Here is a 19510-nt window from a genome sequence, read left to right as displayed (position 1 = left end):
CTGCCACCGCCCGGTGAGCGCCGCAACTAGCGCTGAACTACAAACTCGGTAAACAGCACTCCGGTAATGGTTTCTCCGGTTTGCTGCTCCTCCAGCACTCCGTTTATCCGTTTGGTTGCTTCTTCCCGCAGCGCCTGCTGGCCGTCCATGGAAGACAATTGGTCAAGATCCGTCTGCTCACCAAACAGCATCACCAGTTCGTGCCGTAACCTGGGCATGTGCGCTTCTACCGCCGGCCGGGTGGTTTCGCGGGAGGCCCGAATGGTTACGGAGGCTTTGAGATAGGCCACTTTCGCATCCGGTTTGCCGACATGGGTGACGAATGCCGGTTCCATGGCGATATAGTCGGTTACCCCCTTCACTTCGGTTTCTTCATCAGCTTCCTCGGCCATGGTGGGCAGGGAAGGCATCAGTGCGCACAGGGTCAGTAACAGGGCCGGCGTCAGTTTTCTGAGAATGGTCATAGGCTTGGCGTTAGTCATGGGTTAGGATTGGTTCAGTGTTTCATGGCACGCTGGTTTTTCTCTGAGAATATCAGGCCATGGAAGCTTGTGCAGTCCACATCATGATTCCGGGGTAGCGTTTTGACAAGCAGATGGATATTCGGGTTGGTATTTCTGGTGTGCGCCGGGTTGCTGGCGGTGGCCTTTTACATGGAGCACGTGATGGGTCTGGAGCCCTGCCCGTTGTGCTGGTTGCAGCGTTTCGGATTTATGGGTGCGGGGCTGGTCAGTCTGTTGGCGTTTCTGCACGGACCCCGCGGGTTCGGCAACCGGGTCTACGGGCTGTTGCTTGTTGTTGCCGCTGGCGCTGGTCTGGCGGTGGCGGGGCGTCAGCTATGGTTGCAGAGTCTGCCGGCGGACCAGGTGCCTGCCTGTGGTCCTTCGGTGGATTACATGCTCGAGGTGCTGCCCTGGTTTGAGGTGCTGCAAACCGCGCTGAAAGGCACCGGTGATTGTGCCGAAGTGGTCTGGCGTTTTCTCGGTTTGAGCATTCCCGGATGGACGGCAGTCTTTTTCAGTCTGTTGATTGTGCTGGGGCTGTTCGTGATGCTGCGTCGCTATTCACCCAGGGACTGGTTGCAGAGCTGAAACAGTTGCGGCTGACCATGACCATGGGGTAACTTGAATGCCACATAATAATTATCAAGACTAGATCGAAAGAACTGGCGGATTGACCGAGGGGAGACAGGCGTCATGTTGGAAAATTGCCGGAATGCCAGGGAACGTTGGGGTGGTGTCAGCGAGCTGATTGATCGCTGGCTGAAAGAGCGCCAGGAGCTTCTGGTTCAGTATTGCGAGTTGTCCGGAGAGAGTGATTTTTCCCAGACTGACGCCCTCCGCGAAAAATTCGTCCGCCTGTGCGAAGTGCTGGTGGACTATGTTTCTGCCGGTCACTTTGAGGTCTACGAACAGCTGATTCAGGAGGCCCGAGAGTTCAACGACGGCGGTCTCGAGTTGGCTGCAAAGCTCTATCCCCGGATCGAGCAGACCACAGAAGTGGCATTGAACTTTAATGATCGCCTGGATGGCCGGGAGCTGTCCGAGGTCGAAATCCGGGAACTGTTCAACGAGCTGTCACGGCTCGGGGAAGTGCTGGAGTCACGCTTCGAGATGGAAGATTTCCTGATTGAGAATCTGCATAACGCCCATGCGGGCAAGGTGGCTTCGGCCTGATTGCCTCCACCCGAAACCGCATTACCCGCAATAAAAAACCGGCCCCAGAAATGGTGCCGGTTTTTTATTGCCTGCCGGAGTGCTGGCCAGAGCTTATTCGTCTGAACCGGCGTCGTCCTGCCCCGGATTCACGGCGATCAGCTCGACATCAAATACCAGGGTCTCGTTAGGGCCAATAGCCTGGTTTCCGCCCGGGCCGTAGGCCAGGTCAGACGGGATATAAAGCTTGTACCGAGCACCTTCGCTCATCAGCTGCAGACCTTCTGTCCACCCAGGAATCACCTGGTTCAGGCCAAAGGTCACGGTTTGCCCGCGCTCACGGGAGCTGTCGAACACCTCACCGTTGATCAGTTCGCCGGTGTAGTGGACTTCCACCTGATCCTCGGCGGTTGGGCGCTCACCGTTACCTTCTTCAATCACTTCGTACTGGAGACCGGACTCTGTGGTCTCAACGCCTTCACGCTCGGCGTTTTCAGCCAGGAAAGCCTCGCCGGCATCCTTGTTCTTCTGAGCCAGTTCTTCCAGTTGCTGCTCCTGCTTTTGCTGGAGCTCCTGCTGGTAGGCCATCAGCGCTTCCTGGATCTGCTCGCGGGTCAGTCGCTTGCTGTCTTCATCACCGGCATGGCCATGCTGGATGCCCTGAAGGAACTGGTCCATCTGGAGATCCGGCAAGTCGTTGCTCATGCGCTCACCCAGCACCAATCCCATGCCATAGCTGACTTTCTCGGGCGTGGTTTCAAGGGCCGGGTCGTTTGCCGGCTCCTGGGCTGTTGAGCAACCGGCAATCAGGCCGGTAACGGCGATAGCCAAAAGCGTTTTCTTCATCATTTCATCCTTTTCACGTGTTTCTGGGCTCTCTGACCCTGGATTCTGAAAGTGAACAAGGTAACGGGTTCAGCAGCGGGATGCCACTGAACATGTGTTAATCAGAGACTCATTTCGCGGCAATGCGCAACCCGCGTCAGGAACCGCTGGCGGGTGAGCCATTGAGCGAATAGGGGGCCTGGTAGGGGGACTGCCAGTCATCTTCCGGGCTGATGGTCTGCGGCTTCCGGGGCACGGGGTCTGGGCGCTCAATGGCCAGGGCATTCCAGGGGCCCTGGGCCGGGGGCTGATCGGCATAGTGCCAGTTGCCATCGGTGTCCTGCCACTTGAAAACGATATCCGGGCCTTCGGTGGGAATCGGCGATGGCAGCAACCCCTCAAAGGAGGGAATCGTCGTCGCCTGCTCGGTTTTCACCGGTTCCGAGACCTGGTCGGGATCGCCGAGGCCGAAGAAAATCAGCAGCAGCAGAAGGCCGAGCGCCGGAAACGAAAGCCGGATCAGCCATTTCATGAACATGATGGGCCGCCTCTGGTGGTCTGGCCTGCAAGCCGGCTGGCCAGAAGTTCAAGATGAGGTTTTACCCGCGTGGGTATGTTGTCGGACGGCGCGGCAGCGACAAGATTCTGCCCGATGATGGTGCCTGATTCCTGCATGATTCCGCGCTCCGCTTCGGATTCTTTCAACGTTTGCCAGGCCAGAGCCAGCTCCAGCTGTTCGGCCAGCAGTTCTGCCCTCGCCAGAGTATCCCGCAACTCCACGCCATGATCATTGGCTCGGGGAACAGACTTGCGGGCGGAGCGAAGGCAACCGGTTACACGGCTTCGCCACTCTGTTACCTTAGCGTCCTCAACGCCAGAGAACGACTGACCGTGCGTGGCCAGCCAGCCGGCACAGAGGATGCGGCTTACGCTCCATCCCTCGGATTGCAGCTCAAGACAGGCCTCAGCCACCTGTGGATCCTGCCATTGGGCGAGGGCATAACGCCATAACGGATTGTCTGGTTCCATGTGTTCTGGAAGTTCCAGCGGGTCCGCTTGTTGAACGGTCATGTTGGCGCTTCCCTGGCAGTAATCCATGGATAGATTAAATCTATGTTAACGATAACCGATCTCAGTTTACAACGGGGCGGCGTCTGGTTGCTAGAAAACGTGAACCTGACCGTGCAACCGGGGCAGCGCGTTGCCATTGTTGGTGCTAACGGTGCCGGCAAATCCAGTCTTTTCCAGCTTTTGCTGGGGCAGCTTGCTCCCGAGCAAGGCAGCGTGGGGTTGCCCGGTGGCTGCCGGATTGCCCATATGGCTCAGGAAGTCGCGGCTTCGTCCAGGTCCGCCCGGGATTTTGTGCTGGATGGCGACACCGAGTTGCGGCGAATGGAGCGGGCGCTGGCCGAAGCGGAAGCGGGTGGTGACGACCATGCCATTGCCCGCCTGCACGGGGAGCTGGATATTCACGAAGCCTGGTCCGCACCGCGTCGGGCCGAGACTCTGCTCAGGGGCCTGGGCTTCGCCGACAGCGATGCCGAGCGCCCGGTTTCGGCATTTTCCGGTGGCTGGCGTATTCGACTGAATCTGGCCCAGGCACTGATGCGTCCCTCCGATCTGCTGTTGCTGGATGAGCCCACCAACCACCTGGATCTGGATGCCTGTCTGTGGCTGGAGAACTGGCTCAGAAAGTATCCTGGTACCTTGCTGTTTATTTCTCACGACCGTGACTTCATGGACCGTGTGGCTACGCATCTGGTGCATTTTGATCAGAAGCAGTTGGTGCTTTATACGGGAAATTACTCAGCCTTCGAGCGTCAGCGCTCCGAGCGCCTGGCCCAGCAGCAGGCCAGTTTCGAGCGTCAGCAAGCGAGAATTGCGGAGATCCAGCGTTTTATTGATCGCTTTAAGGCCAAGGCCACCAAAGCCCGGCAGGCCCAGAGCCGCGTCAAGGCACTGGAACGGATGGAAAAGATTGCGCCGGCGCACGTGGACTCACCCTTCAGTTTCGAGTTCCCGGTCGCGGACAAGGTCTCCAATCCATTGCTGTCCATTCGCCACGGGGTCGCGGGCCATGGGGATGTGCCCATTCTGAAGAACATCAATGTCACCCTGTTGCCCGGCACCCGGGTTGGTTTGCTGGGGCCGAACGGGGCCGGTAAGTCCACCTTTATGGATGCCCTTCGCGGCACCGGAACCCTGCTCAGTGGTGAGCGCACCTGTGGCGAACATCTGGCCATCGGCTATTTCGCCCAGCATCAGCTGGAGTCCCTGGATCTCGACGCCAGCCCGTTCCTGCATCTGCAGCGTCTGGCGCCAACCGCATCGGAGCAGAAAGTCCGGGACTTCCTGGGCGGCTTCGATTTTCACGGCGACGAAGCACTTGCGCCCATTCGCTCGTTTTCGGGCGGTGAGAAGGCCCGGGTTGCGCTTGCCGTTATCGCCTGGCAGAAACCCAATCTGCTGCTGCTGGATGAGCCCACGAACCATCTGGACCTGGAAATGCGACAGGCCCTGACCATGGCGCTCCAGAACTTCGATGGCGCCATCGTGGTGGTATCCCACGACCGCCACTTGCTGCGCAACACGGTGGATGAATTCTGGTTGGTATGCGACGGCGCTGTTGGCGAGTACGAGGGCGACCTGGAGGATTACGAACGCTGGCTGGCGGAACGTCGGAAAGATGAGGAATCGCCACCCCGGCGTGAAGTGGTCGGGGGGCAGGAAAAGTCGGTTAATACCGCCGGACCCGCGACCCTGACGGCGGACGAACGCAAGGCCCGCAAGCGCCAGGAAGCTGAACTGCGACAGAAACTCAGCCCGTGGCGAAAAAAACAGGGAACGCTTGAGATCCGTATGGAGCAGTTGCAGCAAAAGCTCGCCACGGTGGAGCAAAACCTGGCCGACCCAGGGCTTTACGATGACCAGCAAAAGGTTCGACTCAAGGAACTGCTGGCGGAGCAGGCCGAACTGAAGCGAGAGCTGGAAGACGTTGAAGCTGAGTGGCTGGAGGTGAGCGAAACGGTGGAGAGCCTGGAGGCGGAACTGGCTGGCTGAGGCCAGCCAGTGTTACCGGCCCGAGATCTCCAGGGTAAAGTCCTGGCGTGCCAGGTAGTCTCGTTCGTTCTCCAGGTCTGCGAGGGTCAGCGGGCGGTTGTCCAGCCAGCCCTCGGGGAACTCGATTACCAGGCGGTTATCGTGGCCGTGAAGGGTGAAGGCAGGGGGTTCTTCCAGGTTGCGTGGGTGTTGGATCAGCACCGCCAGCCGCACCAGCACGCAAAGGTAGGTCAGGCGGGGTTTGTCCTCGGGCTCGATACCCTCGAAAACTGCCGCCGAGAACTTCCGGCGATGGCCCCGAACCAGAGTGGCCAGATCCTTCTGGAACGGTTGACTGAAGCCGGGTAAATCGGAATAGCGCAACAGGTAGGCGCCGTGCTTGTGGTACTGGCTGTGGGAAATAGTCAGGCCGATCTCGTGCAGCCGGCAGGCCCAGCGCAGCACGTCTTCATCGGCGGCGGTGCGCAGGCCCCATTGCCCTGCCACCTGTTCCCAAGCGGCAATCGCGGTTTTCTCGACCGCTGCGCCGTGAGCCTGGTCTACGTGGTAACGCTCCTGCAGCGCCGCAATCGTACGTTCACGAACGTCCTCGTGCTGGATGCGTCCGACAATGTCGTACAGCAGGCCTTCACGCAGGGCGCCGTCGGCAAAAGTCATGGTCTGGATGTCGAGTGAACGGAACGCCGCCATCAGAATGGCAAAGCCGGCCGGGAAAATGCTCTGGCGATCTTCCCTTACCCCCAGTTCGGCCAGTTTCTCCACCTTGCCCATGCTCACCAGGCGCTTGCGCAGCTCTTCCATGCCGTCGCGGTTAATGGAGCCGTCGGTAATCTTAAGGGTTGCCAGCACGTTGGCAATCGCCTTGATCGAGCCGGAAGAGCCCACCGCGCTCTGCCAGCCCACCGAGCGATAGTGCTGCCGGATATTCAACAGTTCCTGCTCGGCATGAGTAATGGCCTTGTCCATCTGGCGCCGGGTAATCTTGCCATCGGGAAAGTAGCGGTTGCGGAACGACACGCACCCCATGTGCAGGCTTTCCAGCTCCTGGGGTTCGAAACGCTGCCCGATGATGAATTCCGTGCTGCCGCCGCCAATATCAATCACCAGCCGCCGACCGGAATCGTCCGACAGGGTATGGGAGACACCGAGATAGATTAACCGCGCTTCCTCACGCCCGGCGATGATTTCTACCGGATAGCCCAGCACTTCCTCGGCACGGGCAATGAAATCGTGAGCATTGCGGGCGACCCGGAGCGCGTTGGTGCCGACGATCTGGACTGCTTCCCGGGGCATGCCCTGAAGGCGCTGAGCAAACCGGCTCAGACATTCGAGGGCCCGCTGCTGGGTTTCTTCGGTCAGCCGATTGTACTGATCCAGCCCCGCGCCAAGCTGGACTTTCTCGCCCATCTTCTCAACCGTGCGGATTTCGCCATGCACCAGACGGGCGACGACCATATGAAAACTGTTGGAGCCCATATCGATGGCTGCCAGCATGTCCGGGGAGGTTTCAGGCTTCTCGGCAGGGGATGCGGCCGTCACGTTGATAGGCGTCCTGTGTGATATGAACTTGGCCGTACTATAAGTGAAACTTCCCGGCCGTGTCAGTAATTGGCTGCGGACATTACTGACACGGATCAACCCGGGGGTGGATACAACCGGCTTCACATCAGGGCGGGCAATCGCGTAAAGTAATAGTCTGTCTTAATCCGGGTGGGCGGCCGGTCCGTAAAGAGAACACCGTCCACTACAGTCAACAGCGACTCCCGAAGGGCCGGAATCCAAGCCCCGGAGCGCCTGAATCAGGAAAAGGTAATGAGCGGAAATATCGTTAATGTCACCGACGCTTCCTTCGAGCAGGATGTACTGAAGTCCGACGTTCCGGTACTGGTAGACTACTGGGCCGAGTGGTGTGGCCCGTGCAAAATGATTGCTCCGGTTCTGGAAGAAATCGCTGACGAATACGAAGGCAAGCTTAAGGTCTGCAAACTCAACATCGACGAAAACGAACAGACCCCGCCCAAGTTCAACATCCGTGGTATCCCGACCCTGATGCTGTTCAAGAACGGCAACGTGGATGCCACCAAAGTAGGCGCGCTGTCCAAATCGCAGCTGGCTGCCTTCCTCGACAGCAACCTCTGATCCGCCGTTGAAGGAAACCGCCCCTGAACAACGCTTCACGGGCGGTTTTTTTATGCCATGACCCGACCCGACAGAATCATCGGCCTGCTCCTGGCAGGCGGCAAAGGCACCCGCATGGGCGGCCAGGACAAAGGCCTCGTACCCTGGCAAGGCAGAGCCATGGCCGAATGGGTGCTGCAGGCCCTTGGGACCATCACCCCGGCCGTCTTCATCAGCGCCAACCGCTCGCTGCCGGACTACGAACGCCTGGCGCCCGGCCGCATCCTTGAGGATCCTCCTGAACTACGCGACCAGGGCCCTCTGGCGGGCCTGCTCACGGGCCTGAAAGCCGCGGAAACTCAGGGTGCCGAAGCTGTGCTGGTCTGCCCCTGTGATACCCCGGGAATCACCCCGGGAACCCTCAGCGCCCTGGTCACCGCCTGGCAAACCCAACCCGACCGCCCGGCTATTGCCGAACATAACGGCCGCCTGCACCCGTTGCACGGTGTGTATCCGGTAAATGTAATGGTGGAGCTGGACCGCTGGCTGGCGTCGGACAACCGCCGGGTGATGGGATTTGCCGAATCGGTGGGGGCGGTTGCGGTTAATTGTCCTGAAACCGACGAAGTGTTCAGGAATCGCAATGATTTTAGGGAGTTGGAACGCTAATTTGATCTCGGCTGGATCAGCTGACTGCATATGTAGGGTGCTGGTCTGGTGGGATCTCCGAAAATGCTCGGAGCCATGGATGGCGGAGAGCAAGCGTACAGGGACGTATTCACAGCGGTTTTCGGAGATCCCACCAGGCCAGCGGCCGGGCGGTAAACTCCAATAAGCGTCTCACTCCCAGTTCCGACTCCGGGCAACATCAGCCTCTTTCTGCTCCACCCAATGCTCACCCTCACGGGTAATCTCCTTCTTCCAGAACGGCGCCGACGTCTTCAAAGCATCCATAATGAACTCGCAGGCCGCAAACGCATCGCCCCGGTGGGCACTGCACACCCCCACAAACACAATCTGGTCCGCCAGCGCCAACTGCCCGACCCGGTGAATCACCCGGGCCCGCTGCACATCCCAGCGCCGACCCGCCTCATCAATCAGCCCCTGAATCACCTGCTCGGTCATCCCCGGATAATGCTCGAGAAACAGCCCCGTCACCCCGGACAGATCCCCGGAATCCCTCACCAGACCCGAGAAGGTCACAATGGCCCCGGTGCCCGGTCCGGTCCCGCGAAGCGCCTCATATTCCGCACCCGCATCGAAATCGTCGGTCTGGATTGAAATCATCTCAACCTCCGGTGACCGGTGGGAAAAAGGCTACCTCATCCCCTGGCTGTACCGGGCTGGACGGCTTTGCCATGGACTGATTGATGGCCACCATCACCGGTTGGCCACCGGTCAGCTGGGCCCAGGCACCGCCCCGGCTGGCCAGGTGGGTAAGCAGGTCCGCGACCGTCTGGTGCTCTGATGCCGGCAGGGTCAGGCTTTCGGTACCCAGCTCTTCTCTTAGTCGGGCGAAAAAACGCACGGTCAGTGTTGGTTCTGTCATCGTTAACTCAGTAATTCGGTGAACGGATAGTATGTAATCAAATCGCCGGCGCGGATGGCCGTGTGTTCCGGCACCACAGCCAGGCCGTCGCCCCAGCAGGCGGAACTCAGGACGCCGGAGCTCTGGTTGGGGTAGGCGACAACCTCCAGACCCGCTGCTGAACCCTGCTTCCGGGCCCGTACAAACTCGCGGCGGACAGATGTGGAGGTTACGTCAAACCCAGCGGGCAGAGATTCGCCCACGGGAAGGAGGTCCTGCCGGCCCTGGCGTTTGCGAATGTAAGGCATCGCCACCACCAGAAAAGTGACCAGGACCGCTGCCGGATTGCCCGGCAAACCGAGTACCGGTATGCCTGCCACTTCGCCAAACGCCAGTGGTTTGCCGGGCTTGATTGCCATGCGCCAAAGTGACAGATTGCCGGATTTCTCCAGTACCGCGCGAACGTGGTCCTCCTCACCGACCGATACGCCGCCGCTGGTGATGATCAGGTCGGCCTTGGCAGCAGCAGACTCGAGCGTGCTGCGGGTGGCTTCCCGGGTATCTTCAAGGGTTTCGCACAGAACCAGCTCGCAGCCAGCCTCGGCCAACAGGCCCATGAGGGTAAATCGGTTGGTGTTGTATATCTGGCCAGAATCAAGTGGCTGGCCCGGCTCCACCAGTTCATCACCGGTGGTCAATACCGCGACTCTTAGCCGGCCCATGACCGGAACCTGGCTGATTCCCATGGAGGCCAGCAGGCCCATTTCCTGGGGGCGAATGCGCTTGCCCTTCGCCAGCGCCAGATCGCCCCGGGCAAGATCCTGGCCCTGCCTGCGAATGTTCTGGCCCTCTGAAACCTCGGCCTGGATCAGAATCATGTCGTCGGTGCGTTCCACCCGTTCCTGCATCACGACCGCATCGGCCCCTTCGGGAATCTCGGAGCCGGTAAAAATCCGTGCCGCTGTGCCGGGTGCCAGTGTTCCGGGGGCAACGCCGGCCGGGATTCTGGCGGATACGGACATCGGTTTGCCGGCGGCGACATCGGCCAGACATACCGCATAGCCGTCCACGGCGCTGTTATCCGCTGGCGGCACATCCGCGGGAACATACTGGTTCTTCGCCAGAACCCGGCCGAGGCTGTCCGTTAAGGCAACGGCTTCGGTCCGGGTGATGGCCGGCGCCCGGTCAAGAATATGTTGCAGTGCATCGTCAACCGATGTCAGATCGTTAGCCACCATGTGTCCTCCTGTTTATCGCTCGGCACGCTGGCCAATCACTTCCTGAACCCGCTGGTAGGGGCGGTCCGGCTTGCGCAGGGCCAGAGCAGAGAAGTTACAGGGGCCATGGCGACTGTCCAGTTGGGTTGCCAGAATGCCGTTCCAGCCGGTTCGGCAAGCCCCGGTTGAGCCGGGCAGGCAGAAAATAACCGTATGGTTGGCCAGGCCGCCAAAGGCCCGGGACTGGATGGTGGAGGTGCCGATTTCAGACGCGGACAGTCGCCGGAACTCCTCACCAAATCCGTCGATGGTTTTATCCAGCAGGGGCGCTACCGCCTCCGGCGTACTGTCACGTTCGTGGAAGCCGGTGCCGCCGGTAATAATGACGGCGTGAATCTCCGGATCAGCAATCCATTGTGACATCAGGGCCCGGACCAGGTAGATGTCATCCGGCAGGATGCGGCGGGCCACCAGCCGGTGACCGGCCTCGACAACACTGTCCTCAAGAAACTGGCCAGACGTGTCTTCATCCGGGCCTCGGGTGTCCGAGACGGTCAGAAGGGCGATGTTCAGGGGCTTCAGTTCGCTGGTGCGATCACTGCTCATGGGGTAGGCTCCGGAAGTCTGTCATCAATCATAGGCTCAGTATCCTGATCTGCTGCGTGGTTGGGAAGGGAGTAACCCATCAGAGGGAGCCCCAGAACGAGTGAACCCCATGCCAAAAACCGGCTTAATTTTGTTCAGGGGCTTGACATTCGCGCTAAAGGTGGCCGATGATGCCGTTGCCCGGCGAACAGTTGTTCCCACTCTCTGGCTTCGGCATTTAATATCCGGCTTCCATCTACACCGGTTGCTCCATCTGCCAGCACCTTTGTTTCATTTTTGATTCGATCAACACGTTCAGGGGCGCCCCTGTCATTCCAACAGTCGTTTACTTCCATTCCTGAAAATCCAACAAACTATGAATCTTACTGAACTCAAGCAGAAATCCGTGCCCGAATTGCTCGATATCGCGCAAGAAATGGGCCTCGACAACCTGGCTCGTTCGCGCAAACAGGATGTGATCTTCACCATCCTGAAAAAACACGCCAAAAGCGGCGAAGACATATACGGTGACGGTGTACTGGAGATTCTGCAGGATGGTTTCGGCTTCCTCCGCTCCGCCGATGCCTCATACCTGGCCGGGCCGGACGATATTTACGTTTCCCCCAGCCAGATCCGCCGGTTCAACCTGCGCACCGGTGACACCATCTCGGGCAAGATCCGGCCCCCGAAAGACGGTGAGCGTTACTTTGCCCTGCTGAAAGTCAACGAGATCAACTTTGACAAGCCGGATAACGCCCGCAACAAGATTCTGTTCGAGAACCTGACGCCGCTGTTCCCGGATGAGCGTCTGACGCTTGAAGCTGGTAACGGCAGCACTGAGGATCTCTCCTCACGGGTTCTGGACCTGGTGGCGCCCATTGGTAAGGGGCAGCGAGGCCTGATCGTATCCCCGCCCAAGGCCGGTAAGACGCTGCTGATGCAGAGCATTGCCCAGTCCATCACCCGTAACAATCCAGAGTGCCATGTAATGGTTCTGCTGATTGACGAGCGGCCAGAGGAAGTGACCGAGATGCAGCGCACTGTGCGCGGCGAAGTCATCGCCTCCACTTTTGACGAGCCGCCGGCCCGTCACGTGCAGGTGGCCGAGATGGTGATCGAAAAGGCCAAGCGCCTGGTCGAGCACAAGAAAGATGTGGTTATTCTGCTGGACTCCATAACCCGTCTGGCCCGTGCCTACAATACGGTCATTCCTTCCTCCGGTAAGGTGTTGACCGGTGGTGTTGATGCCCACGCCCTGGAAAAGCCCAAGCGTTTCTTCGGTGCTGCCCGTAATGTGGAAGAAGGTGGCAGCCTGACCATTCTTGCGACCGCGCTGGTGAATACCGGTTCCAAGATGGACGAGGTGATCTACGAGGAGTTCAAGGGCACCGGCAACATGGAGATCCATCTGGATCGCAAGATTGCCGAAAAACGGACATACCCGGCCATCAACATCCGCAGCTCCGGCACTCGCCGCGAAGACCTGTTGATGTCCGAAGCCGACATCCAGCGTGTGTGGATTCTGCGCAAACTACTGCACTCCATGGACGACGATACCGCCGCCATCGAGTTCCTGCTGGATAAACTCAGGGACACCAAGACCAACGACGAGTTCTTCCAGTCCATGAAGCGTCGGTGATACTGACTCCGATTTCCGACCGGCGGGCATTCTTATGGAATGTCCGGCTGGTCGGGGCGGATTCCCTCCCCAGCATTCAAGCTGCTCAGGCCAATACCTGAACTCAGGTCTGAATCCAGACCAGAAAAAACTCCGTAGTACCGTAGACCAGAAACGGAGCACACCATGAAATACAACGACCTTCGGGACTTTGTCAGCCAGCTGGAAAAGCTGGGTGAGCTCAAGCGCATTACTGCCGAAGTTGACCCCCACCTGGAAATGACCGAAATCTGCGACCGCACCCTGCGTGCCGGTGGTCCGGCGTTGTTGTTCGAGAATCCGAAAGGCTACGATATGCCGGTGTTGGCCAACCTGTTCGGAACACCGAAACGGGTGGCACTGGGCATGGGGCAGGACGATGTGGCAGCGTTGCGGGAGATTGGCAAGCTGCTGGCGTTTCTGAAAGAGCCGGATCCCCCCAAGGGCTTCAAGGACGCCATTGAAAAACTGCCATTATTCCGGCAGGTCATGCGCATGAGCCCCAAGGTGTTGCGCTCGGCACCCTGCCAGGATGTAGTGATTGAAAAAGACAAGGTGGATCTGTACCAGATACCGGTCCAGCACTGCTGGCCGGGTGACGCCGGTCCTCTGGTGACCTGGCCGCTGGTGATTACCCGTGGCCCCAACAAGGAACGTCAGAACCTGGGTATCTACCGGCAGCAGGTGATTGGTCGTAACCGTCTGATTATGCGCTGGCTCAGCCATCGGGGGGGCGCCCTGGATTACCAGGAGTTCCGTAAGGCCAACCCGGACAAGCCCTATCCGGTTGCGGTCGCACTGGGTGCTGATCCGGCCACCATTCTGGGTGCCGTTACCCCGGTGCCGGATACGCTGTCTGAATATGCTTTTGCAGGATTGCTGCGAGGTAGTCGAACGGAACTGGTGAATGCGGGCCTGAGCGATCTTCAGGTACCGGCCAGTGCCGAGATTGTACTGGAAGGCTTTATCTACCCGGACGATATGGCGCCGGAAGGGCCGTTTGGTGATCACACCGGGTATTACAACGAAGTGGATCAGTTCCCGGTGTTTACCGTGGAACGCATTACCCACCGCCGGGATCCGATCTATCACAGCACCTATACTGGCCGGCCACCGGACGAGCCGGCGATTCTCGGAGTGGCGCTGAACGAGGTGTTCATTCCAATCCTGCAGAAGCAGTTTCCGGAAATTGTCGATTTCTATCTGCCGCCGGAAGGCTGTTCCTACCGGCTTGCCGTCGTCACCATGAAGAAGCAGTATCCCGGCCATGCCAAGCGGGTGATGATGGGGGTATGGTCATTTCTGCGGCAATTCATGTACACCAAGTTTGTGATTGTCACCGATGACGACGTCAATGCCCGTAACTGGGAAGACGTGATCTGGGCCATTACTACGCGGATGGATCCGGCCCGGGACACCACCTTGGTGGAAAACACCCCGATTGACTATCTGGACTTTGCCTCGCCGGTGTCTGGGCTCGGCTCGAAGATGGGGATGGACGCCACCAACAAGTGGCCCGGAGAGACCGACCGGGAGTGGGGCACTGCCATCGCCATGACCGATGAGGTTAAACAGCGGGTGGATGACATCTGGGACAGCCTGGGGATTGAAATTCCCGGTGCCCGCCCCGACTGACAAGGGGCAGAGAGTGTTTCGGATACGCCTGCAGCCATCGGGGCTTGGTTATGGTGCGGATCAGGCTGAAGACCTGTTGTCTGCAGCGACCGCAGCCGGAATACGGGTGCCGGCAGCCTGCCGAAACGGCGTGTGCGAAATCTGTGAGGCCCGGTTGCTGAAAGGTCGGGCGCTGAATACCCGAAATCAACATTCTATCGCGGTTGGCGAGCCACTGATGATGTGTCGGACACGGCCGCTCGCCGACCTTGAACTGGAGATACCCGCCGTTATGGCATCAGGAAATTACCAGCCCCGCCAGTACCAGGCGAAGGTAATCGACGTACGTTCCATCAGTCACGATGTGTACCGGGTGGCCTTGCAGCTTCCCCGGCGGAGGGATGTGGCTTTCCATGCCGGGCAGTATCTGTCGGTGATTCTGCCCGGAGCTGACCCCTGCTATTTCTCGATTGCCAGCAGCCCCTCAGCAGAGCAGATCGAACTGCACATCCAGGCGTCGCCCGACTGGATCTCGGCCCAGAAAGTCATCGATGCGCTGACTTCCGGCCAGGATGTGACGGTGGAACTGCCCCATGGCAAGGCCTGCCTGGCCAGTATGCCGGACAAACCCCTGCTGCTGGTGGCGGCAGGTACCGGTTTTGCCCAGATGAAAAGCCTGGTGGATTACCTGCGGGAAACCCGTTACCAGAAGCCAGTCAAACTGTTCTGGGGCGTGCGCAAGCACGAGGACATGTACCTGCGTTCTCTCGCGCAGCAGTGGCAGGAGGAGTGGGCGCCGTTCAGCTTTTTGCCGGTGGTGGGAGACGATGAAGACAATGACTGGGGCGGTCACCACGACCAACTGGTCAGGGCTGTGCTGGCTTCAGGGTTCGATTGGCAGGACGTGGAAGTTCATGCCAGTGGCTCGCCCACCATGGTGTATACCCTGATGGATGCGCTGGTGGAGGCTGGCCTTCCGGAGCAGGCCTTTTTCTCGGATGTTCTGGAGTATGCTCCCCGCAGCTGACAGTTTCAGTGGGCGCTATCAACAAGGGCCGGCAATTTGCCGGCCCTTGTTGATTGTCTGAATCAAAGACTGCGAAGTCTCAGGCCCGGGGCATGGGCAGGTCGGGCAGGCCATGGTCGGTTTCCAGCCCCTGCATCAGCAGCTTGATGCTGGCTTCTTCCTCGCCCATATGGGCATTCAGCCGGCTCAGCTCCGCGAGGGTTTCACGATTACGGCGTAATTTCAGACTGGTTTCAAAGTACTCCCGTGCTTTTCCCCACAGCTCATTACGCAGGCTGAGCCGGCCCAGTGCCAGCAACAGCTCGGGGTTGTTGGTGCGATGTTTCAGCCACTGTTCGGCAATCAATAGCTGTTCCTCCGGATCCTGACCCTGAATCCGGCCATACAGGTTGATCAGCTCGTCGCTCCAGTGGTTACGCAGTACCTTTCTCAGCAGCGTTTCTGCCTGGGCCTCATCACCCAGTCCCGCCAGCAGTCGGGCGTAGTCGCGGATGGTGTACTCATCCCGGCGCACAAAGCCCGGCAGTTCGTCCCACAGGCGAGTCAGCGGTTCCAGGCTGGCTTCGGGGTTTTCCTTGCGGCTGCGTTGGCATTCCTCGGCGGCCTGTTCCAGCAGGTTTTGCCAGACCTGACGTTCCAGTTCGTTCAGTTCGCTCTCTGGCACCACACTGCGCTTGCGCAGTTCCGGAATAAGACGGGACAGCTCGCGCCAGTCCTCCAGACGCAGATAGGCGTTCTTCAGCAGCTTGAGGACAAACGGGTGATGTGGAGATTCCTTGCGTAGGCGCAGCAGGGTCGCCAAAGCCTGCTCGGGCCGGTTGCCGGCCAGTTGCAGCTGGGCCTGGGTCAACCCCACCGCCATGCTGGAGCCAGGTGTGCTTTCAAAGGCCTTGCGCAGCAGTTCATCGACCGCTTCATGGTCGCCGGACTCGAACGCGGCCTGGGCCGCCGCGAGATAGTTGATCAGGGGGGTGTCGGCATGGCTGGCAGAGCTGGACAGTAGCTTACGGGCGCGGGGCCAGTTGCCTTCGGCCAGAGCCAGGAGGCCTCGTGTGGTCCGGCGCCGGGCCCGGCGCTCATTACCGCGGGCAATCCAACCCGCCATCACACCGGTGCCCTGGCGGAAGCGGCGCACCGTGTTGATGAGGGTGACGGTCAGCAGGATGATCACCAGAATCAGCCCCAACCCGACCCAGAAATTGGTTTCAATCAGGTAGTTGCCCAGGCTGATGCGGATATAGCCCAGGTCGTAGGTCAACCCCAGGGAAAGCCCGGTGCCCACCAGAAGGGCAAGCAGCAGGATCAGCAATACGCGGATCATGACTCATCGCCCCCGTTGGCCGCCTTGCTGTCGGCATCGTTGTCGCCTGTGGCCAGGCGCCCCGCCAACCGCTCCTTCAGCAGGCTCAGGGACTGGCTGATATCCGGCAGTTCGGGGTCTACGTTGCGCTCGGCCAGTTCTTTCAGGGTCTCGTTGAGCCCGCGAATGGCCGGGTTGGTGCCGTCATACCAGTCGTTGATGGTGGTGATGGCCTTGTTCAGAGCGCGTTCATACAGTGGCTGATTGCCCCGCAAGACCGCCATTTCAGCTTCTTCCAGCATCAGTTGCAGGTTGAGACGGGCCCAGGCGCTCTGGTCCGGAGACAACAGGGGTTTTACCGGTTCGTCCATCCGGCGGATCACAACGACTTCCTTGAGGGTGCCCAGGAACCGGTTCCAGCCTCTGGTGAACATGTTGCTGCCGTCAGACGGCGCATTCTGGTCTTCGACCATGTCGAATCCCGGCGCCTGATCACTGATCAGGGCCTGGTCGGTGAGATCGTTGACGCTGGCGATGGCAGCCTCCAGTCTCAGGTATAGCCCGGTGCGGTCGACACCCTGAATGCCTCTCAAGGACTGGATTTCCCGTGCCAGTTGCTGGCGTACCGGATAAACCCCGATATCGTCGGATTCCCGCAACACCTCGTCGGCCGATTCCAAGGCGGACAGTGAACCGCGGATGTCTTTTTCAATCAGCAGGCGCTGGTTGGCAATACGCAGCAGATATTCGGCTTCCGCCAGCAGCCAGTCGGTGCGGGTGCGGTTGCCGGCTTCCAGCAATTCGCGGGCGGTGTGATCGATCTGGCGTTGCTGGGTGGCAATCAGCTCCCGCTGTTCCGCCACGCGGTTTTCCAGTGCCTGAAGCCGCTCGCTCTGTTCGCTGCCGCGGTTGCCGTAAAGGCTTTCCAGCTGGTTGGTATCCTGCCGGAGGTCCTGAACCACCTGCAGGGTGGCCTGGTGCTTCTGCCACTGTTGCCAGTTCCAGAGCCCAAGGGCAATCGCCAGAATCAGCGCGAGAACCGCCACAATCCACACTGGCCACAAGCGTGGGCGTTCTGGCCTGGCGGGTTGTACGGGAGCGGGGAGTTGTTTTGTTGTTTCAGTCACGGGCATCCTTACTTGGTTATCCGTTGTCACCGGCCTCCTGCGACAGGCAGGAAGCAACACTGATGACCAGGTCGTCATCGTTCAGGCTACCGGGCACCAGTGGCTTGCGGAAGCCCAGCGCGCGCGCCTGTTCCGCTACACGCTCCGCAGGTACTACGATTATGTCGGGCGTCAGAGCCAATTGGTATCTGTGGCCCAGCTCCACCAGATTGTTCAGGGTTTCGCCGGAAAGCGCAATCACCACCTCGGGGTGGAAGTCGGCAACCAGAGCCTTCACCTGTTTTGCAGAATAGTACGGCAGCACGCGCCGGTACAGGGGCAGGGTGGTAATCCGTGCGCCCCGTTGCGCCAGGGTCTCACGAATCAGTTCCCGGCCATGCTCGCCCCGAGCCAGCAGAACTTTCTCTCCGTCAACGCGCTGCAGTGATGGCAGCGCCAGCAACGCTTCGCTGGTCCAGCCTTCGGCGGGCATTCTCGGTTTCAGGCCATGTTCGCGAAAGACCGCGGCGGTGCCGGCGCCCACTCCGTACCATTGCAGGCCGGCGGGAAGTTGAGGCCACCAGTGGTCGATTTCCTCCATCAGCCGGCGGGCGGCATAGGGGCTGACCGCGATGATGTGGGAAAAGTTGTCCAGCTGCTGCAGGATGCCGCGCTGCTCCGGGGTTTCCGGTAAAGGCTCGCGCGCCATCATCGGCATCACCCGGGCATCGGCACCGGCCTTACGAAAGGCCTCGGCGAGGCGGCTGGCTTCGGGCTCGGGCCGGCAGATCAATACACGCCGGCCCTGGAGTTCAGACGGTTGCTGAAACTCAGCGTGGGGTGTGGCCATAGATTTCAGCCAGCACCTTGTCGGCCCCCATGGACAGCAGCTGTTCTGCCAGTTCACGGCCCAGGCGTTCACCTTCGGCGCGCGGGGCACGGCCTTCCACCCGGAAAATCTGGGTGCCATCGACTGCGCCAACCAGGCCCCGCAGCCACAGGGTGTTATCGTCTTCCAGCAGGGCATAGGCGGCAATGGGTACCTGGCAACCGCCTTCAAGGCGACGGTTCAGCGCCCGCTCAGCGCTGACGCGGTCCCAGGTGTCGGTGTGATTGAGCGGGGCAATCAGCTCCAGAAGTTCCGTGTCACCGACCCGGCATTCGATGCCCAAAGCACCCTGGCCAACGGCTGGCAGGGAAAACGTGTCTGGCAGACAGTAACGGATACGGTCGTGGAAGCCGAGACGCTTCAGGCCGGAGCTGGCCAGCACAATGGCGTCGTATTCACCGGCATCCAGTTTCGCCAACCGGGTATTCACGTTGCCACGCAGTACCTTGATCTGAAGATCCGGGCGGTTGGCCCGCAGCTGGGCTTCCCGACGCAGGCTGGCGGTGCCTACTACCGCGCCCTCAGGCAGCTGGTCGATGTGTTCATACTGGTTGCTGACGAAGGCATCGGTGGGGTCTTCGCGCTCGCAAATGGCGACCAGCCCCAGGCCCTCGGGGAATTCCATGGGCACGTCTTTCATGGAATGCACGGCCAGATCGGCACGGCCGTCCAGCATGGCTTCTTCGAGTTCCTTCACGAACAGGCCCTTGCCGCCGATCTTGGCCAGGGGGACGTCCAGGATCTTGTCGCCCTGGGTCTTTATCTTGATCAGTTCAACGTCAACGTTGTCATGCAGCCTTTCCAGCTCGGCCTTGATGAATTCCGCCTGCCACAGCGCCAGTGCGCTGCTGCGGGTTGCAATGCGAAGGGTACGTTTGGACATGTCACTCACTGTCGTTCGGGAAAATGTGCCCCAAGGTTACCTTGTG

The 19510-nt window shown here is 59.8% G+C and carries 21 protein-coding genes; 8 read left to right on the top strand and 13 right to left on the bottom strand.

The features are described from left to right. Nucleotides 1-26 precede the first annotated feature (26 nt). Nucleotides 27-482, bottom strand: a complete 456-nt coding sequence (gene fliL, locus ACAM27_RS00725) for a flagellar basal body-associated protein FliL (RefSeq protein WP_011784012.1) — start codon at nucleotides 480-482, stop codon at nucleotides 27-29. A gap of 102 nt (nucleotides 483-584) precedes the next feature. Here fliL and ACAM27_RS00720 point away from each other — a divergent pair, with 102 nt between their 5' ends. Both ACAM27_RS00720 and rsd read left to right on the top strand, forming a co-directional pair. Continuing rightward, the gene (locus ACAM27_RS00720; RefSeq protein WP_153740818.1) at nucleotides 585-1091 is read left to right on the top strand and encodes a disulfide bond formation protein B; all 507 of its coding nucleotides are present in this window, start codon (nucleotides 585-587) and stop codon (nucleotides 1089-1091) included. Between the two features lie 105 nt (nucleotides 1092-1196). Next, a complete protein-coding gene (gene rsd / locus ACAM27_RS00715; protein ID WP_369612412.1) occupies nucleotides 1197-1676 on the top strand; it encodes a sigma D regulator in 480 nt (159 codons plus the stop codon). A gap of 93 nt (nucleotides 1677-1769) precedes the next feature. Here the strand turns inward: rsd and ACAM27_RS00710 are convergent, their stop codons facing one another. The 3 genes from ACAM27_RS00710 to ACAM27_RS00700 form a co-directional block, all read right to left on the bottom strand. Beyond that, nucleotides 1770-2501, bottom strand: coding sequence for an FKBP-type peptidyl-prolyl cis-trans isomerase (locus ACAM27_RS00710; RefSeq protein ID WP_022992112.1), 732 nt, complete (start codon nucleotides 2499-2501; stop codon nucleotides 1770-1772). 136 nt (nucleotides 2502-2637) lie between these two features. Beyond that, nucleotides 2638-3018: a DUF4124 domain-containing protein gene (locus ACAM27_RS00705; protein ID WP_023011771.1), complete on the bottom strand. Its 381-nt coding sequence runs from the start codon at nucleotides 3016-3018 to the stop codon at nucleotides 2638-2640. Continuing rightward, entirely contained in the window at nucleotides 3009-3551 is a 543-nt protein-coding gene (locus ACAM27_RS00700) for a DUF2390 domain-containing protein (protein WP_226538050.1), read from the bottom strand. Before ACAM27_RS00700 ends, ACAM27_RS00705 begins: the two co-directional genes overlap by 10 nt. Nucleotides 3552-3593: 42 nt before the next feature. Here ACAM27_RS00700 and ACAM27_RS00695 point away from each other — a divergent pair, with 42 nt between their 5' ends. Continuing rightward, nucleotides 3594-5540, top strand: coding sequence for an ATP-binding cassette domain-containing protein (locus ACAM27_RS00695; protein ID WP_369612411.1), 1947 nt, complete (start codon nucleotides 3594-3596; stop codon nucleotides 5538-5540). A gap of 12 nt (nucleotides 5541-5552) precedes the next feature. Here the strand turns inward: ACAM27_RS00695 and ppx are convergent, their stop codons facing one another. Continuing rightward, nucleotides 5553-7034 (bottom strand): exopolyphosphatase, encoded by a 1482-nt coding sequence (gene ppx, locus ACAM27_RS00690; RefSeq protein ID WP_113879603.1) that lies wholly within the window; start codon nucleotides 7032-7034, stop codon nucleotides 5553-5555. A 318-nt stretch (nucleotides 7035-7352) separates the two neighbouring features. On the opposite strand from ppx, the gene trxA reads away from it, so the two are divergent. Both trxA and mobA read left to right on the top strand, forming a co-directional pair. Further along, on the top strand, nucleotides 7353-7679 hold the full coding sequence (trxA, locus tag ACAM27_RS00685; protein ID WP_014420340.1) for a thioredoxin TrxA: 327 nt from the start codon (nucleotides 7353-7355) through the stop codon (nucleotides 7677-7679). A gap of 57 nt (nucleotides 7680-7736) precedes the next feature. After that, nucleotides 7737-8327 (top strand): molybdenum cofactor guanylyltransferase MobA, encoded by a 591-nt coding sequence (gene mobA, locus ACAM27_RS00680; protein ID WP_369612410.1) that lies wholly within the window; start codon nucleotides 7737-7739, stop codon nucleotides 8325-8327. Between the two features lie 171 nt (nucleotides 8328-8498). Here the strand turns inward: mobA and ACAM27_RS00675 are convergent, their stop codons facing one another. From ACAM27_RS00675 to moaB, 4 genes are read right to left on the bottom strand one after another with little or no spacing between them, the layout of a single operon-like run. Then, nucleotides 8499-8945, bottom strand: a complete 447-nt coding sequence (locus ACAM27_RS00675; protein WP_022992118.1) for a molybdenum cofactor biosynthesis protein MoaE — start codon at nucleotides 8943-8945, stop codon at nucleotides 8499-8501. 1 nt (nucleotide 8946) lies between these two features. Continuing rightward, nucleotides 8947-9207, bottom strand: coding sequence for a molybdopterin converting factor subunit 1 (moaD, locus tag ACAM27_RS00670; RefSeq protein WP_022992119.1), 261 nt, complete (start codon nucleotides 9205-9207; stop codon nucleotides 8947-8949). A gap of 2 nt (nucleotides 9208-9209) precedes the next feature. Then, nucleotides 9210-10424, bottom strand: coding sequence for a gephyrin-like molybdotransferase Glp (gene glp / locus ACAM27_RS00665; protein WP_222197662.1), 1215 nt, complete (start codon nucleotides 10422-10424; stop codon nucleotides 9210-9212). Nucleotides 10425-10436: 12 nt separating this feature from the next. Continuing rightward, a complete protein-coding gene (gene moaB / locus ACAM27_RS00660; protein WP_014420345.1) occupies nucleotides 10437-11009 on the bottom strand; it encodes a molybdenum cofactor biosynthesis protein B in 573 nt (190 codons plus the stop codon). A 355-nt stretch (nucleotides 11010-11364) separates the two neighbouring features. Between moaB and rho the strand changes: the two genes are divergently transcribed. The 3 genes from rho (at nucleotide 11365) to ACAM27_RS00645 (ending at nucleotide 15286) form a co-directional block, all read left to right on the top strand. Continuing rightward, nucleotides 11365-12627: a transcription termination factor Rho gene (gene rho / locus ACAM27_RS00655; protein WP_023011768.1), complete on the top strand. Its 1263-nt coding sequence runs from the start codon at nucleotides 11365-11367 to the stop codon at nucleotides 12625-12627. A gap of 165 nt (nucleotides 12628-12792) precedes the next feature. Then, the gene (gene ubiD / locus ACAM27_RS00650) at nucleotides 12793-14280 is read left to right on the top strand and encodes a 4-hydroxy-3-polyprenylbenzoate decarboxylase (protein WP_011784027.1); all 1488 of its coding nucleotides are present in this window, start codon (nucleotides 12793-12795) and stop codon (nucleotides 14278-14280) included. Between the two features lie 13 nt (nucleotides 14281-14293). After that, on the top strand, nucleotides 14294-15286 hold the full coding sequence (locus ACAM27_RS00645; RefSeq protein ID WP_183580081.1) for a CDP-6-deoxy-delta-3,4-glucoseen reductase: 993 nt from the start codon (nucleotides 14294-14296) through the stop codon (nucleotides 15284-15286). Nucleotides 15287-15365: 79 nt separating this feature from the next. Here ACAM27_RS00645 and ACAM27_RS00640 read toward each other — a convergent pair whose 3' ends face one another. From ACAM27_RS00640 to hemC, 4 genes are read right to left on the bottom strand one after another with little or no spacing between them, the layout of a single operon-like run. Beyond that, the gene (locus ACAM27_RS00640; protein WP_022992123.1) at nucleotides 15366-16607 is read right to left on the bottom strand and encodes a heme biosynthesis HemY N-terminal domain-containing protein; all 1242 of its coding nucleotides are present in this window, start codon (nucleotides 16605-16607) and stop codon (nucleotides 15366-15368) included. Then, on the bottom strand, nucleotides 16604-17719 hold the full coding sequence (locus ACAM27_RS00635) for a uroporphyrinogen-III C-methyltransferase (protein ID WP_236072856.1): 1116 nt from the start codon (nucleotides 17717-17719) through the stop codon (nucleotides 16604-16606). The genes ACAM27_RS00640 and ACAM27_RS00635 overlap by 4 nt, the downstream gene beginning before the upstream one ends. Before the next feature lie 10 nt (nucleotides 17720-17729). Next, nucleotides 17730-18542 (bottom strand): uroporphyrinogen-III synthase, encoded by an 813-nt coding sequence (locus ACAM27_RS00630; RefSeq protein WP_011784031.1) that lies wholly within the window; start codon nucleotides 18540-18542, stop codon nucleotides 17730-17732. Continuing rightward, nucleotides 18523-19464, bottom strand: coding sequence for a hydroxymethylbilane synthase (gene hemC, locus ACAM27_RS00625; RefSeq protein ID WP_022992125.1), 942 nt, complete (start codon nucleotides 19462-19464; stop codon nucleotides 18523-18525). The genes ACAM27_RS00630 and hemC overlap by 20 nt, the downstream gene beginning before the upstream one ends. Nucleotides 19465-19510 lie beyond the last annotated feature (46 nt).

The organism is Marinobacter sp. RI1 (assembly GCF_041155085.1).
In the GTDB taxonomy this organism is placed as follows: domain Bacteria; phylum Pseudomonadota; class Gammaproteobacteria; order Pseudomonadales; family Oleiphilaceae; genus Marinobacter; species Marinobacter nauticus.
The sequence above is the reverse complement of the archived record's forward strand: the minus strand, read 5'-3'. Positions and strand labels throughout refer to the sequence as shown.